This is a genomic window from Rossellomorea sp. SC111 (assembly GCF_024733565.1).
Classification (GTDB): Bacteria; Bacillota; Bacilli; order Bacillales; family Bacillaceae_B; genus Rossellomorea.
In genome coordinates this window covers 29,848-48,134 of record NZ_JANIOC010000025.1, presented here as the reverse complement: position 1 = coordinate 48,134, position 18,287 = coordinate 29,848, and the positions used below count along the sequence as shown (strand labels likewise).

Here is an 18,287-nt window from a genome sequence, read left to right as displayed (position 1 = left end):
TTGAGTAAACTTGGCCATATGTGCTGGTACCTCCTATTGTTGGTTGGGGTGTCCAACAATAGGGGTGCAACTCAAGCCCGAGGAGGCTCAACTCACGCCCCGCCGGAAAGCAAGTGCCTGAAGCGGAAAGGAACGGTCTTCAAACAATACGAGATATCTCTATTATGCTCTTTACTTAAAAAGGTGAAAATGATATTCCTTTTTGTATGGTTTAAAAACTTTATAAATATTTATTGCAAAAGAGTTTTAAACAAAGTATACTATTTTTCGTGAACTTCTTATTAGCAAATGAATACTGATTTAACTACTTAAAGGGTTAGGACCTCTTCGGACTAACTTTCCCCCGTGGTAGTTAAGATTTTGCCAAAGGATTCGTTCATTTTGACGAAAAAAATCATGTCAAAGGGGGAAATACGAAAATGGAAACAATGGGACGTCATGTAATCTCTGAATTATGGGGTTGCGATTTTGAAAAATTAAACGATGTAGTTGGAATTGAGAAAACATTCGTAGATGCTGCGCTTAAGTCAGGTGCAGAAGTGCGTGAGGTAGCTTTTCATAAATTTGCTCCTCAAGGTGTGAGTGGAGTGGTGATCATCTCAGAATCACATTTAACCATCCACAGCTTTCCTGAACATGGTTATGCCAGTATTGATGTATATACTTGCGGTGATTTAGATCCTAATATCGCTGCTGAATATATTGCAGATGCTCTTGGTGCTGACACACGCGAAACAATTGAATTACCGCGTGGAATGGGTCCTGTGCAAGTGAAGAAGTCCCAGGCTCAAGCCCTTTAATCGATAATAACTAGAGAAGAGATGCGTGTTTCATGCATCTCTTTTTTTTCGTGCGTTCAACGTGTATTACTTATGGGTTTTTCAATCGTGCCTTTTCGTGTAAAATAAGGGTAACTAAAGGGAGGAACTTGATATGAGTGGAATACGTACCCTGTTAAAGCGATTTCAATCGGAGTGTGAGACATCCGACCAGCATGAAGATAAGGAACTGCAATCCCGCTATTATAAATCCATGCATCAAGGTGCGTTTAATGCAGTGCTTGGATTGTTCTCGTCGTCAGAATATGAGGTGATTTCCCAGTCCAAGGACAGAGGGGAAATCACGGTCCGTAAAAACGGGACGCCTCAATTATTTATCGTTGCCACGGTCATCACGGTGCGGCCGCTTGAAACGGCAGTCGATTTCAAGATCAGTGCGGATAAAGGAAAGATCTTTGGTACATATACCGTTTTAAAAGCGCAGATCAATCATTACTATCACCAGCTTGATAGCGAATTGAAAAAAGTGAAATAACGGTAAATCCGATAGAAGCTTGTGTAAGTCACAGCTTTTTTATATGATGAAGATAATAGTATGTAATAACGGAGCTGATATTATGAAATGCCCGTCTTGCCAGCATAATGGTACCCGAGTGGTGGACTCACGACCTGCTGATGAAGGACGATCCATCAGGAGAAGAAGAGAATGTGAAGAATGTACGTTTCGCTTCACGACCTTTGAGAAGGTTGAAGAGCTACCTTTAATTGTGGTGAAAAAAGAAGGGGTCAGAGAAGAGTTTAGTCGAGAGAAGATTCTGAGGGGACTGATCAAGGCCTGTGAGAAGCGCCCGGTACCTCTTGAAAGATTAGAAAAGATCTCAACAGATATTGAAAAGGACCTGCGGAATCAAGGTGCCTCTGAAGTGGAATCTGTGAAGATCGGTGAGATGGTCATGGATCACCTTGCGAAAGTTGATGAAGTGGCATATGTCCGTTTTGCATCCGTATATCGACAATTTAAGGATATTAATGTATTTATAGACGAATTAAAAGAATTAATAAAAAAAGAGTAGAAGAATGAGCTGAAGATGGAATTCTTTGGCTCTTTTCTCTTTATTTATTGAAAGGTAGAATCCAACTATGATGAAGAAGCATTGGAATGAAATACAGCCAATCGATCACTACACGGTAGGTACATATGGGATGCTTCAGGAATATGACCGGAAAATCATTACGTTTCTATACCAGCCTTTAATCGGTTCCGTTTGCTACAGCCTCTATATGAGTCTATGGGGAGAAGTGGAGGAAAATCGGCTCTGGTCGACGGATTCGACCCATTATCATCTGATGAACGTCCTGTCCGTCAATCTTCAGGACGTTTACGAAGCAAGGATGAAGCTTGAAGGAATCGGATTATTGAAGGTTTATGAAAAAAGGGATGATGAAGACCGCCGTTTTCTTTATGAACTGCAGCCCCCCCTCTCTCCTCAGGAATTCTTTCATGATGGCATGCTTAATGTGTATTTATACCGAAAGATCGGCCGGACCCATTATTTGCGTTTGAAGAAATTTTTTACAGACGTGTCTGCTGATAAAAGTCAGTACACCGACATTACCCGATCATTCCAAGATGTCTTCACGTCTGAACCAATTAATTTCCTTCATCATGACGCGAATGTGGATTCGGAAACCGGATCAGGTGAACAATATATGAAATACGGCAAAAATGATGGACTTGCCCTGGATGAGATCGATTTTGATTTTTCTCTGCTGCTGGCAGGTTTATCGGAATCCATGGTCCCCCGCAAAGCCTTTACGCCGAAAGTGAAGGAAACGGTATTGAAGCTGAGCTATCTGTACGGGATCGATCCTCTTCAAATGAAGAATATCGTCTTAAGCTCATTGGATGCGGATGATACGATTGATATCGAATTGCTCCGTAAAACGGCCCGGGACTGGTATGGTATGCAAACGGGAGATCAACTGCCTGACTTGACGACGAGAGTGGAAACGAAGAAGCCTGTGGAACGGGATAAACCCCTTACCCAGGAAGAAGAGCTCATCGATTACCTGGAAACGACGTCACCAAAGGACGTATTATCGGATATATCCAATGGCGGATCCCCCTCAAAAGCTGATCTGCAAGCCGTCGAGGAAGTTCTCATGTCACAGAAGCTGCCGATGGGCGTGATGAATGTGCTGATCCAATATGTGCTGTTAAAAACAGACATGAAGCTCACGAAGGGATATATGGAGAAGATCGCCTCACACTGGTCCAGGAAAAAAGTGACATCGGCAAGTGAAGCGATGATACTTGCGAAGAATGAACACAAACAGTATCTTGAGTGGGCTGAAGGCAAGAAGGAGACGAAATCGAACAGGCGGAGAAAACCGATCCGTACCGAGAAGCTTCCGGACTGGTTCAAGGAAGACGATACGGCGGAAGAATCCGAAACCACTGTTGAAGGATACGACTTCGAAGCAGAAAAGAAAAAACTCGAAGAAGAGCTTAAAAATTTTCGGAAGTAGGTGAACAAAACCGTGGAGAAAATCAATAACACCTTAAAAAGGCTGGCGACTTCCGGGTCATTTCAACAGCGATATGAACAAATGAAAAAAGAGATATTAGAAAACAATGATGTAAAAGATTTTATCCGCAGGAATGAAGGCCGGGTAACGGCTGAAATGGTCAATGAAAGCCTGATGAAACTATATGAGTACATCTCTCAAAGCAAGGAATGCCGGTACTGTCCTTCTTTGCAGGAATGCAAGAACATGATGGAAGGGTATGACCCTCATCTGGTGATCAGGGGAAACACCATTGACATCGATTATCATCGCTGCCCGCGGAAAGTCATCCATGATGAAAGAACGAGTGCCCAGCGTCTGATTAAAAGTCTTTACGTACCTAAGGATATCTTGCAGGCCTCCTTTCAGACTCTTGATCTTGATTCGAAAAGCCGTCTGGAAGCGGTGCGCCTTGCGAAGAATTTCGTAGAGACGTATACAGAAGGGACGAAAATGAAGGGTCTCTATTTTTACGGGAAGTTCGGAGTGGGCAAGTCCTATCTGCTAGGCGCCATGGCCAATGAACTTGCTGAGAAAAAGATCGGATCTTTGATTGTATATGTTCCTGAGTTCTTCAGGGAAATCAAGTCTTCACTCGGTGATAATACGGTGAATGAAAAGCTGGAGATGGTAAAATCAGCACCGATCCTCATGCTTGATGACATCGGAGCGGAAACCATGTCCAGCTGGGGAAGGGATGAAATCCTCGGCACGATCCTCCAGTACAGGATGCTTGAGAATCTGCCTACATTCTTTACCTCCAACTTCAACTTCAACGAGCTGACCCACCATTTAACGTACAGCCAGCGCGGGGAAGAAGAGAAATTGAAGGCTGCGCGGATCATGGAGCGGATTAAATATTTATCTAAGCCTGTGTTGATTGACGGGCGGAATCGAAGGGAATAGTTTGTAGGAAAGGGAGTCGCGTATGCGGTTCCCTTTCCTTTTTTTGATCAGCCAAAAGAATTTCCTGCATCAACTTCTAATTTATACAAGCCTCCCATATATATAAATCAGGGAATTGGGTTTAAGGAGGCGAGAAAGTTTGATTGAATTTATTTTCAAGCAAAAAAGTGATGCGGTAAAGCTTCAAGAATACCTCAATAAAGAATTCATCCAATCATGGTTTCATGAAACGCTCTTTCAACATACAACTCACTATAATCTGACGATAGAGGTTTCGCCCTTCTTCAAGGAGCGGGAAAAGCTTTTCAACGGTGTTTCCAAATTCGTCATGAATGATAAATGCATGGACTGGTCCGAATCAGCCCTGAGAGAAAATTATTTGTATGAAGATAGTGATGAGGTCAATCAAATATTAGAAATCGTATCAGAGATGAGGATGGGGGAACGGCCGGAGTTGCTGGAGCTGATCGGTGAATGGGACGAGGCTGAATACGTACATGCAGGCCTTGAGCTGCTGGTGGAAGGGAAGGCCCCCATTTCATTCGACTCGTTCAGCAAGTTCAGGTTGAAGAAGCTTCAGGAGAGGCTTTTGCTGATGCTGGATCTGGCCATAGATGAATATAAGATGGAACAGGAATATCAGATGTTCGTGCATATGCTCAGGGAATATCTCTCATCCAGAGAACAGAAAATGCGCACAGTCCATCTTTACTCGACGGGTTATGGCTTTCGTTTCTTTGATGAAGACATGAAAGAAGTGACACGGCAGGAATTGACGAAGGCGATCGATAAACGGCTGCTCACCAATCACCCCTTATATGTGGATTCATTCACCATTGCCCCTTTATTGTCCCTTGCCCCTGAGAAGATACTTGTCTATGGAAATGGTGATCATCAATTGATCCGGACGCTGCAGAATATTTTTGAAGAACGGATCGATCTTCTGCCGTTAAGTTATTTTCCCGAGACACTTCTTTATCCTTCGTGGGATATTGCGAATGAATAGGCTTGCTTTTCAAAACATAACCGATTATAATACCTACATAATAAGTCAATAAATAAAGGTTATGATGAGGACAACAATATTCCTATTCATTCACAGAGAGGGAAGTCTCCAGGCTGCAAGCTTCCTAATTCGGTAGTGATATTTACCACCTCGGAACTTCAATCATGAACGGAACCTGATCCGGTTCACAGTAATGATTGACGGCTAAATGTCGTTATTCTTTTTCAATGAAGTCATTGTCTTTAAACCAGGACAGTGAGAAGTTGGGTGGAACCACGAGTTTATTTATTAACCTCGTCCCTTCAAACGTGAAGGGGCGGGGTTTTTTATGTTGTATAAAGATATTTTAAGGAGTGAAAGCACATGTCAGAAGTAGTGAAGATGCAGTTCCCGGATGGTAATGTCAAGGAGTTTCCTAAAGGGACGACGACAGAAGAGATCGCAGCGTCCATCAGTCCCGGACTGAAGAAGAAGGCGCTTGCTGGAAAAATAAATGGTGGAATGATCGACCTGCGTACAGGGATTCAGGAAGATGGAGCGATTGAAATCGTGACGGCTCCTTCAGCGGATGCCCTTGAAGTCCTTCGTCACAGTACGGCCCATTTAATGGCACAGGCCATCAAACGTTTATATCCTGAAACGAAGCTTGGGATCGGTCCGGTCATCGAAGGCGGGTTCTATTACGATATCGATTCAGAGCATACGTTCACTCCCGAGGATCTTCCGGTGATCGAGAAGGAAATGAAGAAGATCACAGGAGAAAACTTAGAGGTGGTCCGTAAAGAAGTCAGCCGCGATGAAGCGCAGAAAATATTTGAGGGGATCGGAGACGAGTACAAGCTTGAACTGCTTGAAGCCATTCCAGAAGGGGAGCAGGTTTCCATTTATGAGCAGGGTGAATTCTTCGACCTTTGCCGTGGGGTCCACATCCCGTCAACAAATAAAGTCAAGGAATTCAAGCTGTTAAGCATTGCCGGCGCTTACTGGCGTGGAAACAGCGATAACAAAATGCTTCAACGGATTTACGGTACGGCGTTCTTCAAGAAGGAAGACCTTGAAGAGCATCTTCGCCTTCTTGAAGAAGCGAAAGAGCGTGATCACCGTAAGATCGGAAAAGAATTGAATCTGTTCATGAACTCACAAAAAGTGGGACAAGGTCTTCCTATGTGGCTGCCTAAAGGTGCGACGATCCGACGCATCATCGAACGTTATATCGTCGATAAAGAAGAGCGTCTGGGTTACGACCACGTCTACACTCCGATCATGGGTAGCGTAGAGTTATACAAAACAAGCGGTCACTGGGATCACTATCAGGAAAACATGTTCCCGGTCATGGAAATGGATAATGAAGATCTTGTCCTTCGCCCGATGAACTGTCCGCATCATATGATGATTTACAAAAATGGCATCCACAGCTACCGTGAGCTTCCGATCCGTATCGCCGAACTTGGGACGATGCACCGTTACGAGTTGTCAGGTGCCCTGTCAGGACTTCAGCGTGTTCGCGGGATGACTCTGAATGATGCCCATATCTTCGTGCGCCCGGATCAAATCAAGGAAGAATTCAAGCGTGTCGTGCGCCTTGTTCAGGAAGTGTACAAAGACTTCGATCTGAATGATTATTCTTTCCGTCTTTCTTATCGTGATCCGGAAGATACTGAGAAGTACTTCGATGATGATGAAATGTGGAACCGTGCACAAGGCATGATCAAGGAAGCGATGGATGAACTGGATGTGGAGTATTTCGAAGCAGAAGGGGAAGCGGCATTCTACGGCCCTAAACTGGATGTTCAAGTGAAAACGGCCCTTGGCAAGGAAGAAACGTTATCCACTGTTCAACTGGACTTCTTATTGCCTGAGCGCTTTGACTTAACATATGTAGGGGAAGACGGGAAGCAACACCGTCCTGTCGTGATCCACCGTGGAGTCGTATCCACTATGGAACGCTTCGTGGCCTTCCTGATTGAGGAATACAAAGGGGCATTCCCTACATGGCTTGCTCCAACGCAGGTTCAAGTGATCCCGGTTTCTCCGGATGTCCACTTCGACTACGCGAAAGAAGTGAAAGAACAGCTTCAGGCTGAAGGGCTTCGTGTCGATATCGATGACCGTAATGAAAAAATCGGCTACAAGATCCGTGAAGCACAGATGAGCAAAGTCCCTTACATGCTTGTAGTGGGAGACAATGAAATCAAGGAAACGGCCGTCAACGTCCGTAAATACGGAGAACAGAAATCCGAAACCATCTCCCTTGACGAATTCATCGCCCACATCACAAAAGAAGCGAATCGCTAAGAATAGAAGAGGGACGGACCTCCAAATGGTCATTATGATTTACACTGATGCTTCCATTGGAGGTCCGTCCCTCCCCATTAAATTTCAAAAAACTGTTGCACTCTCCTAAGATGTCTGATATTATGAAATACGTTGTGATAATAAATGATTATTTGACAGCGGTATTGTCATGTGATATATTATCTAAGGTGAATTGAATACAGTTTGGTACAAGCAGGAGCTACCCGCTTCTCACCTGAATAACGCGTTAAAGCTGTTTACAGGTATGTGATTGACTATTAAAGCCATTAATATATGCTTAATAATCAGGTGCGGGTGTTTCGACACTCGCATCTTTTTTTGTGTGTTGCACGCAAAAAAGGACGCGAGTGCGTCGGCCAAAGCCGTGTATTCTTTTAATAAACCTTGGAGGTGCTAATTATTAGCAAAGACATGATCTTAAACGAAACGATTCGTGCCCGTGAAGTACGTCTTATCGATCAAAACGGTGAGCAGCTTGGAATCAAATCCAAGAATGAAGCTCTTGAAATTGCTGAACGTGTAAACCTTGATCTTGTTCTTGTTGCTCCAAATGCAAAACCACCCGTTGCTCGTATCATGGACTACGGTAAGTTTAAGTTTGAACAACAGAAGAAAGAAAAAGAAGCACGTAAGAATCAGAAGATCATCAATCTTAAAGAGGTGCGCCTAAGCCCGACGATTGATGAACATGATTTCAACACTAAGCTTCGTAATGCTCGTAAGTTCCTTGAAAAAGGAGACAAAGTTAAAGCGTCAATCCGATTTAAAGGTCGTGCGATCACGCACAAAGAAATTGGTCAACGCGTTCTGGATCGCTTCAGTGATGAGTGTAAAGATGTAGCAACCGTTGAATCAAAACCGAAAATGGATGGTCGTAGTATGTTCTTGGTGCTTGCACCAGTTAACGAAAAATAAAGGACCCGAGGAGGAAAAGCATCATGCCAAAAATGAAAACTCACCGCGGCTCAGCTAAGCGTTTCAAGAAAACAGGTTCTGGTAAACTTAAACGTTCACACGCTTACACAAGCCACTTATTCGCAAACAAATCTACTAAAGCAAAGCGTAAGCTACGTAAAGCGGCTGTTGTCTCTAAAGGAGATTTCAAACGCATTCGTCATATGCTTGACAACCTAAAATAAGAAGTAATAGAAACAGGAGGGAATTATTATGCCACGCGTAAAAGGCGGAACAGTAACACGCAGACGTCGTAAAAAAGTTCTTAAATTAGCCAAAGGTTATTTCGGTTCAAAACATACTTTATATAAAGTAGCAAATCAACAAGTCATGAAATCATACATGTATGCTTATCGTGACCGTCGCCAAAAGAAACGTGACTTCCGTAAACTATGGATCACACGTATCAATGCGGCTGCACGTATGAACGGTCTTTCTTACAGCCGTTTAATGCACGGATTGAAACTTGCTGGTATCGAAGTAAACCGCAAAATGCTTGCTGAGCTTGCGATTTCTGACGAAAAAGCATTCAACCAATTAGCTGACGCTGCTAAAGCTCAACTAAACAAATAATAACTGCTGACGAAAACAGCAGATTAAAAGGACTGGCCACTGGCCGGTCCTTTCTTATATCATAAACAGCAGAAAGCAGGTAAAACTCATGGATGCATTATCAGGGATTTTATATCTATATGCCGTTATCATCAACATCATCGGGTTTACGGTCATGGGAAGGGATAAAAGAAAAGCACAACGACACGAATATCGTATCAGTGAACGGGTATTGTGGCAGGTTGCCATTGTAGGGGGAAGTGTCGGGGCTTACATAGGGATGAAGGTGTACCGTCATAAAACCAAACACAAACAGTTTGCCATCGGATTTCCGCTCCTCGTGATGCTGCATTCCGTGCTATTCATTTGGCTGAATGCGAACCTCTGAAACCAAAGTTTTCATTCTTTAACCCGTCTCTCCTACATACTATATAGAGAGTGTGTAGAAACAGCTTAGAAAAGCAGAAGGAGGTCGCGTTAGCCATGGACGAACGGTTGGTAGCTGCATTCGCCCTGATGGAAGCAAGCGGGTATATGGCTCCTGTTTTATTTATTTTGTTCCACGTCCTTAGGCAGTTCCTGTTCATTCCCGTCGCCCTTGTCTGCATGGCAGGAGGGGTTCTGTTCGGAAGCCTCTTTGGCACTCTGTATTCATTGATCGGATTAACGCTCTTATCTGTCACTTTTTACTTTGTCATTAAAAGTTTCAAATCGTTTTATGAAAAGCTCCTGAGGATGAAGGAAAAGTGGTTCGGCCGGAATGCCACTCTCACCACGGGTCAGATTGCAGTTCTCAGGCTGATTCCCTTTGTCCACTATCAGCTCTTGAATCTTTGCTTGCTCGAGCGGAAGAAGGAGCTCAAACCCTTCATTCGCGCTTCCGTCCTTTCTAACATTCCCCTGGCTTTCTTTTTCACGGTCTTCGGCCAATACATCAAACAATTTTCCCCTCCCATTCTCGTCATGATCTTCATCGCACTCATCGTCCTATTTTACCTTTTAAGAGAAAAAGTCAGAGTCATTCAATGGAGAGAGTTTTTTCCGGGTAAATAAAAATGAAAAACGACCAGCTCTGCTAGTCGTTTTTTTGTTGGGATTTTTGAAGGAACTCGTGGATCGGGCTTTTCCAGTCGAGTTTGGCATTCGGATATCTTTCTTTGATTTCGTTGTGGAGGTATTCGAAATCCTCCCGGGTAAGACCTTTTAATGAGGAAACATGTTTGGTCCATACGAATATGGAAACCACGTCGAATGACTTCTCCGTTGCACCAAGATATTTTTCCCCTTCAAATCTTACACCTTTATACGTTATGTGAAAATTCTTCCGCACATTTTCCTGATCATCGAGAAAATAGAATCGTTTCTGCTCCTGGGCAAGCTCCAGTTTTCGCTTTGGGTTGATAATATATTTCACGCTGCTGTATAAAAGATAAAGAATAAGGATGAAAAGCACTAACCGAATAAGCCAAAGCATAACCATTACCTCCATAGGCATATTTCTTCCACTATTATTTACGGTCAAAACAGAAAAAGGTTTCATATTATTATAAATTTGTTTAAAAATTTGTCATACTAAGAGGGTGTGTAAGAAATAAAGGCATCGTTAGGGGAGATATCATATGAATATTGAAAAATTATTGGACATGCAGAAGAAACTTGATCAACATATCGAAGAGGAGCACGGCCTGGAACAAGAAAATCTGATCGACAAAAAAATACTTGCCTTGCTGGTTGAGGTAGGGGAACTGGCCAACGAAACGAGAAGCTTCAAGTTCTGGAGTACGAAACCTTCTTCATCTAAGGAAGTGATCCTCGAAGAATTCGTGGACGGGGTCCATTTTATCCTGTCACTGGGAATCGAAATCGGCATCCAACAATTTGATATAGGAGAGACGAATTATACAAATGAGGATGTGACAAAGCAATTCATGGAAGTATTCAAATATGCCAACCACTTTGCTGAAGAGCGTTCGGTTGAACATTTCCAGGAATTATTCAGGCACTACGTGTACCTTGGCGAACTGCTCGGGTTCACACATGAAGAAGTGTTCGATGCGTATGTGAAGAAAAATGAAGTGAATTATAATCGTCAAAAAGAAGGATATTAAAAGAATGAGTCTAAAGAAGATTCAGGAAATTTTGATGAATCACACAGGTTTTAGTATAATGAAAAGGTAAAACAATTTAGGGGGTCGAAATAATGGTGAAATTAGATGAAACATTGACAATGCTCAAAGATTTAACCGATGCCAAGGGTGTACCGGGTAATGAGAGAGAAGTACGGGAAGTCATGAAAAAATACATAGAGCCGTTTGCAGATGAAGTGACGACAGATAATCTGGGTAGTCTGATCGCGAAAAAAGTGGGCGATGAGAACGGTCCTAAGATCATGGTGGCGGGACATCTTGATGAAGTCGGATTCATGATCACCCAGATCGACAGCAAGGGGTTCCTTCGCTTTCAAACCGTAGGTGGCTGGTGGTCACAAGTTATGCTTGCCCAGCGGGTGACGATCGTGACGAGCCAAGGGGAAGTGACAGGAGTGATCGGTTCCAAGCCGCCGCATATCCTGCCTCCTGAAGCACGTAAAAAACCCGTCGACATCAAAGATATGTTCATTGATATCGGTGCATCAAGCCGTGAGGAAGTACAGGAATGGGGAGTGAAACCGGGAGATATGGTGGTCCCCCATTTCGAATTCACGGTCATGAACAACGAGAAGATGCTCCTTGCCAAAGCTTGGGATAACCGCATCGGATGTGCGATTGCCATCGACGTACTGAGAAATCTGAAGGATGAAAGTCATCCGAACGTCGTATATGGAGTCGGTACCGTTCAGGAAGAGGTTGGTCTCCGTGGAGCGAGAACCGCTGCCGCCAAGATTCAGCCTGATATCGGCTTTGGTGTGGACGTTGGAATCGCTGGGGACACACCTGGTGTTTCTGATAAGGAAGCATCAAGTAAGATGGGTGAAGGTCCACAGATCATTTTATATGATGCGTCCATGGTTTCCCACAAGGGACTTCGCGACTTTGTGACGGATACAGCGGATGAGCATAGCATTCCGTATCAATTCGATGCCATCGCAGGAGGTGGGACGGATTCCGGTGCCATCCATTTGACAGCCAATGGAGTTCCTGCCTTATCCATCACCATTGCGACACGTTATATCCACTCACATGCAGCGATGTTGCATCGTGATGATTACGAAAACACCGTTAAATTGATTACAGAAGTGATCAAGAAGCTTGATAAAGAGACTGTTGCGAAGATTACATTTGATTGATAGCAGAGAAAGAGACCCTTTTGAATCAGGGTCTCTTTATTTTGTCTTTATTTAAAAAGTCATGTCTTTCGCGGATGTCATATCTGCGTCAATCGTCTTTCGGATGATGCGGATCGCGCTTTCATTGTCCTCTTCGGTTTCCGAAGCCATGCAGTCCTGTGGAATCGACATGTCATACTCCCTCATATAGGCATCATTGGCGGTATACAGCACACAAATGTCACCTGCGATCCCTGTTAGAATCAGATGCTTCACATCAAGCTGATGCAGCAGGATATCAAGCTGTGTCCCGAAGAAACAGGAGTGCTTCGGTTTGATGATGAAATAATCGTCTGTATCGGGATGGAGCTTTTCGATCACGTCTTTTCCTTTCCCTTTTTTGCATTCCTCTATGATGTCATTCATATTATCCTGCCAGAGGCCGTAGTTGTCATTCACATATATGACCGGCAGCCCGGCTTCCTTCGCTTTCTTCTTCAGATCCCGAATGTTTTCGACGATGTTCATTGTGTTCTCGTATAATTCCTCTCCGCCCTGAAAATCAAACGTATTAATCATATCGATGATCAATAATGCGCTTTTCTTTTGACTCATACATGCGTCTCCCCCTTCGTTTCCTTATGTATGTTGTATTACCACTGAAAGAGTCGGACTGAAACACTCGTTTTCACATTTCCATTAAACAAGGGCAACCCCGATTCAGGATTGCCCTTGCCTTTACTGCATTTGTTGCTGCTGCAATGATTCCTCTAATGTTTCAAGAACCATTTTCTGCTCCTCTGGATCTGCATTTTGCCAGAAGACTTCAAGGAGTACGCCGAGACCTGGAAGGGTTTTTTCTTCTCCACCCTGGATGGCATCGACGATGGTGTCTCTCAATTCGTCCTGGTTGTTTCCAGATACATTGTGTATGATCGCTTTTCGTAAGTTAAGATTCATCACGCATTTCTCCTTTTTGCTAGGATGAGGAATTCATTGTTATCTTGTCTCAAATTGAATTTATTATGTATGAAAGTTCATGTATAATGAGACCTTGAATAGTAATCAAAAGGAGCGGATACGATTGAAGTATATTCAATCCTCGAAAAATCCTGTTGTGAAGCAGTGGAAGAAATTATTGACGAAAAAAGAACGGGATCTTACCCGTACATATATCATTGAAGGCTTTCACCTTGTGGAAGAAGCATTAAAGCAGGAGGATACGGTCCTTGAACTGATCGTGGTGGAAGGAATCGATCTTCCTAAGAAATGGACGGTGGACTCGATTCCCGTCACCATGGTATCGGATGAAGTCGGGAAAGTCCTGGCAGATACCGAGACCTCTCAAGGGGTTTTTGCGATTTGTAAGCAAAAAGAAAATGAGCATAACCTGGAAAAGGCAGCCACATTCATGCTGCTCGACGGTCTCCAGGATCCGGGGAATATCGGCACGATCATCCGCACAGCCGATGCAGCCGGAATCGATATGGTCGTGTTAGGTAAAGGGACGGTGGATCCATATAATCCCAAAGTGTTACGCTCGGCACAAGGAAGTCATTTTCATATCCCGATCGTCAGGAAAGAGCTGCCTGAAACCATTTCAGCCTTGAAAGAGCGCAGCATCCCCGTTTACGGGACGGCTCTTGAAAATGGAGTGGAGTACACTTCGATCAGCCCGCAATCTTCTTACGCCCTCATCGTAGGGAATGAGGGGAACGGCATGTCGAAGGACCTTTTAAAGGAAACGGACCGGAACCTCTACATCCCTATTTACGGTAAGAGTGAATCATTGAATGTGGCCATTGCGGCAGGCGTTTTATTGTACTATTTTAAAAATGGGCAGTGAATTTCGTGAAAAGGTTTGAATTATGCCGTGAAATTCACTATAATAATGCACATATAACTTAAAAAACGTTGAAAGAGGAAAGTAACACATGAACTTCTTCAAGGGAGAGAATGCCCTGGACTGTAAGCATTCTTAAGAAAACATGATGTGAACATTTCACCTCTCGAGTTGGCATCGGGACCATTCCATCTGCGAATGTAAAGATGCTCCGGCATAAGCCGTTATCCGAATGAAGTGAGTATATCCCCTGTGGATATGCTTATAAGGGTGGTACCGCGATATAAACCTCGTCCCTTTTTGGGATGGGGTTTTTTTATTTGTCTTTAGGTTTTTGTACTCTACTTTGATTGGAGCGGAAGGCACTCGACTCCTGCGGGAAATGTGGGACAGGTGAGACCCCGCAGGCGCTGGCGCCGAGGAGGCTCACCGCCCACCCCGCGGAAAGCGAGTGCCTGGAGCGGAAATCAATCACACCTAAACCCATCTACATGACTATTCGGACGATATACATTAAAGGAGGAAGAACAATGGAGGACAAATTACGATCCCTTCAACAAGAAGCCATCGAAAAAGTGAACGAAGCACAAGACCTGAAAGAACTGAACAACATCCGAGTTGCTTACTTAGGGAAAAAAGGACCTGTCACCGAAGCCTTAAAAGGCATGGGGAAACTTTCAGCGGAAGAGCGCCCTAAAATGGGGGCACTTGCCAATGAAGTCCGTGGAGCGATCACAGAAACAATCGAAGCAAAGCAGGCCGTTCTTGAAAAAGAAGCGGTCGAAAAGAAACTTCAATCAGAAACGATCGATGTCACATTACCTGGCCGCCCTGTGAAAAAAGGGAATCATCATCCCTTGACGATGATCGTGGAAGAAATCGAAGACCTCTTCATCGGAATGGGCTACACGGTTGCTGAAGGACCGGAAGTGGAGAAGGACTATTATAACTTCGAAGCCTTGAATCTCCCTAAAGGACATCCGGCACGTGACATGCAGGATTCTTTCTATATTACGGAAGAAACCCTTCTGCGTACCCACACGTCACCGGTTCAGGCAAGAACGATGGAACTGGCCAAAGGGAAAGGTCCGATCAAGATCATCTGTCCCGGTAAAGTGTACCGACGTGATACGGATGATGCGACACATTCACATCAATTCACACAGATCGAGGGCCTTGTCATTGACGAAAACATCCGTATGAGTGATCTGAAAGGAACACTCAATGTATTTGCCAAGAAAATGTTCGGGGAAGACCGTGAAATCCGCCTGCGCCCAAGCTTCTTCCCATTCACAGAGCCATCTGTCGAGATGGATATTTCATGTAAGATCTGTGGAGGGAAAGGCTGTCGCGTATGTAAAGGAACGGGCTGGATTGAAATTCTTGGAGCAGGGATGGTTCATCCGAATGTCCTTGAAATGGCAGGATTCGATTCAAAGAAATACACAGGTTTCGCCTTCGGTATGGGACCAGAGCGTATCGCCATGCTGAAATACGGCATCGATGACATCCGTCATTTCTACACAAACGATACTCGCTTTGTGACACAGTTCGGAACACAAGAGTAAAGAAAAACGATAGGGAGGTACTAACACATGTTTGTTTCATATAAATGGTTAGAAAATTATGTAGACCTGTCAGGTGTCACACCTGAAGAGTTGGCGGAGAAGATTACAAGAAGCGGGATTGAAGTCGAAGGTGTCGAACGGATCGGTGAAGAAATCAAAAATGTGGTCGTCGGGCATGTCCTGCAGTGTGAGCCGCATCCCGATGCGGATAAATTAAATAAATGCCTGGTGGACGTAGGGGAAGAAGAGCCTGTCCAAATCATTTGCGGTGCACCGAATGTGGCAAAAGGCCAGAAAGTGGCTGTCGCGAAAGTAGGGGCGGTCCTTCCTGGTAACTTCAAAATCAAAAAAGCCAAACTTCGCGGCGAAGCATCCCACGGAATGATCTGTTCCCTGCAAGAGCTTGGAGTCGAAGGAAAGCTCGTACCGAAAGAGCATGCAGAGGGGATTTATGTATTCAGCGATGAGGCAGAAGTCGGTCGCAATGCGGTTGAATTATTGAACCTGGATGATGCGATCCTGGAATTGGGATTGACACCCAATCGTTCGGATTGCTTGAGCATGCTAGGAGTGGCATATGAAGTCGCCGCCATCCTGGACCGTGACGTAAAGCTTCCTGCAACCGGGGTTTCAGAAGGCAACGGTAAAGCATTGGATTATGTATCGGTAAAAGTGGAAGCGAAAGAAGATAATCCTCTTTACGGGGCTAAAATCATCAAGAATGTAAAAATCGGTCCTTCTCCACTCTGGATGCAGAATGCACTGATTTCAGCCGGGATCCGTCCACATAATAACGTAGTCGACATTACGAACTACGTGTTATTGGAATACGGTCAGCCCCTTCACGCTTTCGACTATGACCGTCTCGGTTCTAAGGAGATCCTTGTTCGCCGGGCAAACGACGGCGAAACATTCGTGACCCTGGATGATGCGGAAAGAACGTTATCAAAGAGCCAGCTTGTGATTACGAACGGGACTGAACCTGTTGCCCTTGCCGGAGTGATGGGTGGAGCAAATTCAGAAGTACAGAACGATACGACGACTGTCCTTCTTGAAGCAGCTTACTTCACCGGTGCCATTGTCAGAGGTGCATCGAAAGACCACGGACTCAGAAGCGAAGCAAGCACCCGTTACGAAAAAGGTGTGGATCCGAATCGTGTCCTGAAAGCAGGAGAGAGAGCGGCTGGGCTGATGGCTGAATATGCCGGTGGAGAAGTTCTGGAAGGAACTGTTTTATTTAATGAATTGGATGTTGAACCGGTCAAGGTTGAAATCACCCTTGAAAAAATCAATTCTTCTCTTGGAACGGCCATTTCCGTTGAAACAGTGGAAGATATCTTCCGCCGACTTCAATTTGAAGCAGAAGTAAATGGCGAAACGTTTGTCGTAACTGCTCCTACAAGAAGAGGGGATATCACCATACCTGAAGATTTACTGGAAGAAGTGGCCCGCCTCTATGGGTATGACAATCTTCCAATGACACTTCCAGAAGGAGAGGCAACACCTGGTGGGCTTTCGAATCACCAGTTGAAGCGCCGTACGGTTCGCCGTTATCTGGAAGGGGCAGGACTCCTGCAGGCGATCACGTATTCATTGACAAACGATAAGAAAGCTGCCCAATATGCACTGGACGTCAGGGAGCCTGTCCACTTGTTGATGCCGATGAGTGAAGAACGCAGCAACCTTCGTTTAAGCATCATTCCACAGCTTCTTGAAGTGGTTTCATATAACAAGGCCCGTCAGAATGATTCTCTTGCCTTTTATGAAGTAGGTTCCGTATTCTTAACAGAAACAGGAGAAGAACTTCCCCGGGAAGAAGAGCATATTGCAGGAGCGCTTACTGGCCTGTGGCACCAGCACCCTTGGCAAGGCGAGAAGAAGCCTGTCGACTTCTATGTAGCAAAAGGGATCCTTGAGGGCATGTTCGAAGAAATCGGTGTATCAGAAGCCGTCTCATTCCGCCAGGCAACTGTAGATGGTATGCACCCTGGACGTACGGCCGAGATTCTGCTGGACAATGAAGTGATCGGTTTCGTTGGAGCGATCCATCCGGAAGCGGAAAAAGAATTGGATCTAAACGAAACGTATGTGTTCGAGCTGAAGGCATCACCTGTCTTCCATTATGAAAAGCCGGCATTAAGCTACACGCCGATCCCTCGTCATCCATCGATCACAAGGGATATCGCCCTTGTAGTGAACACGGATGTGAATGCCGGGGACCTTGCATCCATCATCAAAGAAGCGGGAGGAAAACTTCTTAAAGAAGTGTCCGTCTTCGACCTGTATGAAGGCGAGCATATGGAAGCAGGCAAGAAATCACTTGCATTCTCCTTGAAATACTTCGATCCGGCGAAAACATTGACCGATGAAGAAGTAGTGAAAGTGCATGATGGAGTACTTGCTGCCGTAAAAGAAAAAGCAGGAGCGGAATTAAGAGGATAATCCGATTCTTGGAGAGGGGTGTCAGACATTGGTCTGGCATCTTTTTTTGTGTGGTGGTTCGTTTGCCTGTTGAAATAGGAGGGGATTT

20 protein-coding genes and 3 other annotated features are annotated in these 18,287 nt (G+C 44.6%); of the genes, 17 read left to right on the top strand and 3 right to left on the bottom strand.

Going from position 1 to position 18,287, the window contains the following annotated elements:
• The first annotated feature begins 419 nt into the window (after positions 1 to 419).
• The 12 genes from speD to NQ095_RS21750 all read left to right on the top strand — a co-directional run bounded on the left by speD (position 420) and on the right by NQ095_RS21750 (position 10,134).
• Entirely contained in the window at positions 420 to 800 is a 381-nt protein-coding gene (gene speD, locus NQ095_RS21805) for an adenosylmethionine decarboxylase (protein WP_034756998.1), read from the top strand.
• A gap of 133 nt (positions 801 to 933) precedes the next feature.
• Positions 934 to 1,314, top strand: coding sequence for a cytosolic protein (locus NQ095_RS21800; protein ID WP_258265441.1), 381 nt, complete (start codon positions 934 to 936; stop codon positions 1,312 to 1,314).
• Positions 1,315 to 1,396: 82 nt separating this feature from the next.
• On the top strand, positions 1,397 to 1,852 hold the full coding sequence (nrdR, locus tag NQ095_RS21795) for a transcriptional regulator NrdR (RefSeq protein ID WP_034757001.1): 456 nt from the start codon (positions 1,397 to 1,399) through the stop codon (positions 1,850 to 1,852).
• A 67-nt stretch (positions 1,853 to 1,919) separates the two neighbouring features.
• Complete coding sequence (locus NQ095_RS21790; protein WP_375162871.1) at positions 1,920 to 3,308, top strand: replication initiation and membrane attachment family protein; 1,389 nt, start codon at positions 1,920 to 1,922, stop codon at positions 3,306 to 3,308.
• Between the two features lie 12 nt (positions 3,309 to 3,320).
• Positions 3,321 to 4,253, top strand: coding sequence for a primosomal protein DnaI (gene dnaI, locus NQ095_RS21785; protein ID WP_224519373.1), 933 nt, complete (start codon positions 3,321 to 3,323; stop codon positions 4,251 to 4,253).
• Positions 4,254 to 4,392: 139 nt separating this feature from the next.
• On the top strand, positions 4,393 to 5,259 hold the full coding sequence (locus NQ095_RS21780) for a putative sporulation protein YtxC (protein ID WP_258265440.1): 867 nt from the start codon (positions 4,393 to 4,395) through the stop codon (positions 5,257 to 5,259).
• 52 nt (positions 5,260 to 5,311) lie between these two features.
• Positions 5,312 to 5,564: a binding site (T-box leader), on the top strand.
• A gap of 58 nt (positions 5,565 to 5,622) precedes the next feature.
• Entirely contained in the window at positions 5,623 to 7,554 is a 1,932-nt protein-coding gene (gene thrS / locus NQ095_RS21775) for a threonine--tRNA ligase (protein WP_258265439.1), read from the top strand.
• Between the two features lie 205 nt (positions 7,555 to 7,759).
• Positions 7,760 to 7,899 (top strand) — a sequence feature (ribosomal protein L20 leader region).
• A 72-nt stretch (positions 7,900 to 7,971) separates the two neighbouring features.
• Entirely contained in the window at positions 7,972 to 8,490 is a 519-nt protein-coding gene (gene infC, locus NQ095_RS21770) for a translation initiation factor IF-3 (RefSeq protein ID WP_167562127.1), read from the top strand.
• Positions 8,491 to 8,513: 23 nt separating this feature from the next.
• Positions 8,514 to 8,714 (top strand): 50S ribosomal protein L35, encoded by a 201-nt coding sequence (rpmI, locus tag NQ095_RS21765; RefSeq protein WP_032087387.1) that lies wholly within the window; start codon positions 8,514 to 8,516, stop codon positions 8,712 to 8,714.
• A 28-nt stretch (positions 8,715 to 8,742) separates the two neighbouring features.
• Positions 8,743 to 9,102, top strand: coding sequence for a 50S ribosomal protein L20 (rplT, locus tag NQ095_RS21760; protein ID WP_034757014.1), 360 nt, complete (start codon positions 8,743 to 8,745; stop codon positions 9,100 to 9,102).
• Positions 9,103 to 9,190: 88 nt separating this feature from the next.
• Positions 9,191 to 9,469 (top strand): DUF1294 domain-containing protein, encoded by a 279-nt coding sequence (locus NQ095_RS21755; RefSeq protein ID WP_258265438.1) that lies wholly within the window; start codon positions 9,191 to 9,193, stop codon positions 9,467 to 9,469.
• A gap of 95 nt (positions 9,470 to 9,564) precedes the next feature.
• Positions 9,565 to 10,134, top strand: coding sequence for a TVP38/TMEM64 family protein (locus NQ095_RS21750; RefSeq protein ID WP_258265437.1), 570 nt, complete (start codon positions 9,565 to 9,567; stop codon positions 10,132 to 10,134).
• Positions 10,135 to 10,156: 22 nt separating this feature from the next.
• Here NQ095_RS21750 and NQ095_RS21745 read toward each other — a convergent pair whose 3' ends face one another.
• Positions 10,157 to 10,555, bottom strand: coding sequence for a sigma-w pathway protein ysdB (locus tag NQ095_RS21745; protein ID WP_258265436.1), 399 nt, complete (start codon positions 10,553 to 10,555; stop codon positions 10,157 to 10,159).
• A 145-nt stretch (positions 10,556 to 10,700) separates the two neighbouring features.
• On the opposite strand from NQ095_RS21745, the gene NQ095_RS21740 reads away from it, so the two are divergent.
• Positions 10,701 to 11,189 (top strand): dUTP diphosphatase, encoded by a 489-nt coding sequence (locus NQ095_RS21740; RefSeq protein ID WP_258265435.1) that lies wholly within the window; start codon positions 10,701 to 10,703, stop codon positions 11,187 to 11,189.
• Positions 11,190 to 11,281: 92 nt separating this feature from the next.
• Positions 11,282 to 12,367: a M42 family metallopeptidase gene (locus NQ095_RS21735; protein ID WP_258265434.1), complete on the top strand. Its 1,086-nt coding sequence runs from the start codon at positions 11,282 to 11,284 to the stop codon at positions 12,365 to 12,367.
• 51 nt (positions 12,368 to 12,418) lie between these two features.
• On the opposite strand, the gene NQ095_RS21730 is transcribed toward NQ095_RS21735, so the two are convergent.
• Positions 12,419 to 12,961, bottom strand: coding sequence for a cysteine hydrolase family protein (locus tag NQ095_RS21730; RefSeq protein WP_258265433.1), 543 nt, complete (start codon positions 12,959 to 12,961; stop codon positions 12,419 to 12,421).
• Between the two features lie 123 nt (positions 12,962 to 13,084).
• On the bottom strand, positions 13,085 to 13,306 hold the full coding sequence (gene sspI / locus NQ095_RS21725) for a small acid-soluble spore protein SspI (RefSeq protein ID WP_034757033.1): 222 nt from the start codon (positions 13,304 to 13,306) through the stop codon (positions 13,085 to 13,087).
• 124 nt (positions 13,307 to 13,430) lie between these two features.
• Here sspI and NQ095_RS21720 point away from each other — a divergent pair, with 124 nt between their 5' ends.
• The 3 genes from NQ095_RS21720 (at position 13,431) to pheT (ending at position 18,199) form a co-directional block, all read left to right on the top strand.
• Positions 13,431 to 14,192, top strand: coding sequence for a TrmH family RNA methyltransferase (locus NQ095_RS21720; RefSeq protein WP_258265432.1), 762 nt, complete (start codon positions 13,431 to 13,433; stop codon positions 14,190 to 14,192).
• Between the two features lie 59 nt (positions 14,193 to 14,251).
• Positions 14,252 to 14,490 (top strand) — a binding site (T-box leader).
• A gap of 229 nt (positions 14,491 to 14,719) precedes the next feature.
• A complete protein-coding gene (gene pheS, locus NQ095_RS21715) occupies positions 14,720 to 15,757 on the top strand; it encodes a phenylalanine--tRNA ligase subunit alpha (RefSeq protein ID WP_034757039.1) in 1,038 nt (345 codons plus the stop codon).
• A gap of 27 nt (positions 15,758 to 15,784) precedes the next feature.
• Positions 15,785 to 18,199: a phenylalanine--tRNA ligase subunit beta gene (gene pheT, locus NQ095_RS21710; RefSeq protein ID WP_258265431.1), complete on the top strand. Its 2,415-nt coding sequence runs from the start codon at positions 15,785 to 15,787 to the stop codon at positions 18,197 to 18,199.
• Positions 18,200 to 18,287: the final 88 nt, after the last annotated feature.

Bases quoted from the DNA above. Each gene is read 5' to 3' on its own strand.
- speD (WP_034756998.1), top strand. From the start codon at position 420: ATGGAAACAATGGGACGTCATGTAATCTCTGAATTATGGGGTTGCGAT.
- NQ095_RS21800 (WP_258265441.1), top strand. From the start codon at position 934: ATGAGTGGAATACGTACCCTGTTAAAGCGATTTCAATCGGAGTGTGAG.
- nrdR (WP_034757001.1), top strand. From the start codon at position 1,397: ATGAAATGCCCGTCTTGCCAGCATAATGGTACCCGAGTGGTGGACTCA.
- NQ095_RS21790 (WP_375162871.1), top strand. From the start codon at position 1,920: ATGATGAAGAAGCATTGGAATGAAATACAGCCAATCGATCACTACACG.
- thrS (WP_258265439.1), top strand. From the start codon at position 5,623: ATGTCAGAAGTAGTGAAGATGCAGTTCCCGGATGGTAATGTCAAGGAG.
- rpmI (WP_032087387.1), top strand. From the start codon at position 8,514: ATGCCAAAAATGAAAACTCACCGCGGCTCAGCTAAGCGTTTCAAGAAA.
- rplT (WP_034757014.1), top strand. From the start codon at position 8,743: ATGCCACGCGTAAAAGGCGGAACAGTAACACGCAGACGTCGTAAAAAA.
- NQ095_RS21755 (WP_258265438.1), top strand. From the start codon at position 9,191: ATGGATGCATTATCAGGGATTTTATATCTATATGCCGTTATCATCAAC.
- NQ095_RS21750 (WP_258265437.1), top strand. From the start codon at position 9,565: ATGGACGAACGGTTGGTAGCTGCATTCGCCCTGATGGAAGCAAGCGGG.
- NQ095_RS21745 (WP_258265436.1), bottom strand. From the start codon at position 10,555: ATGCTTTGGCTTATTCGGTTAGTGCTTTTCATCCTTATTCTTTATCTT.
- NQ095_RS21740 (WP_258265435.1), top strand. From the start codon at position 10,701: ATGAATATTGAAAAATTATTGGACATGCAGAAGAAACTTGATCAACAT.
- NQ095_RS21735 (WP_258265434.1), top strand. From the start codon at position 11,282: ATGGTGAAATTAGATGAAACATTGACAATGCTCAAAGATTTAACCGAT.
- NQ095_RS21730 (WP_258265433.1), bottom strand. From the start codon at position 12,961: ATGAGTCAAAAGAAAAGCGCATTATTGATCATCGATATGATTAATACG.
- sspI (WP_034757033.1), bottom strand. From the start codon at position 13,306: ATGAATCTTAACTTACGAAAAGCGATCATACACAATGTATCTGGAAAC.
- pheS (WP_034757039.1), top strand. From the start codon at position 14,720: ATGGAGGACAAATTACGATCCCTTCAACAAGAAGCCATCGAAAAAGTG.
- pheT (WP_258265431.1), top strand. From the start codon at position 15,785: ATGTTTGTTTCATATAAATGGTTAGAAAATTATGTAGACCTGTCAGGT.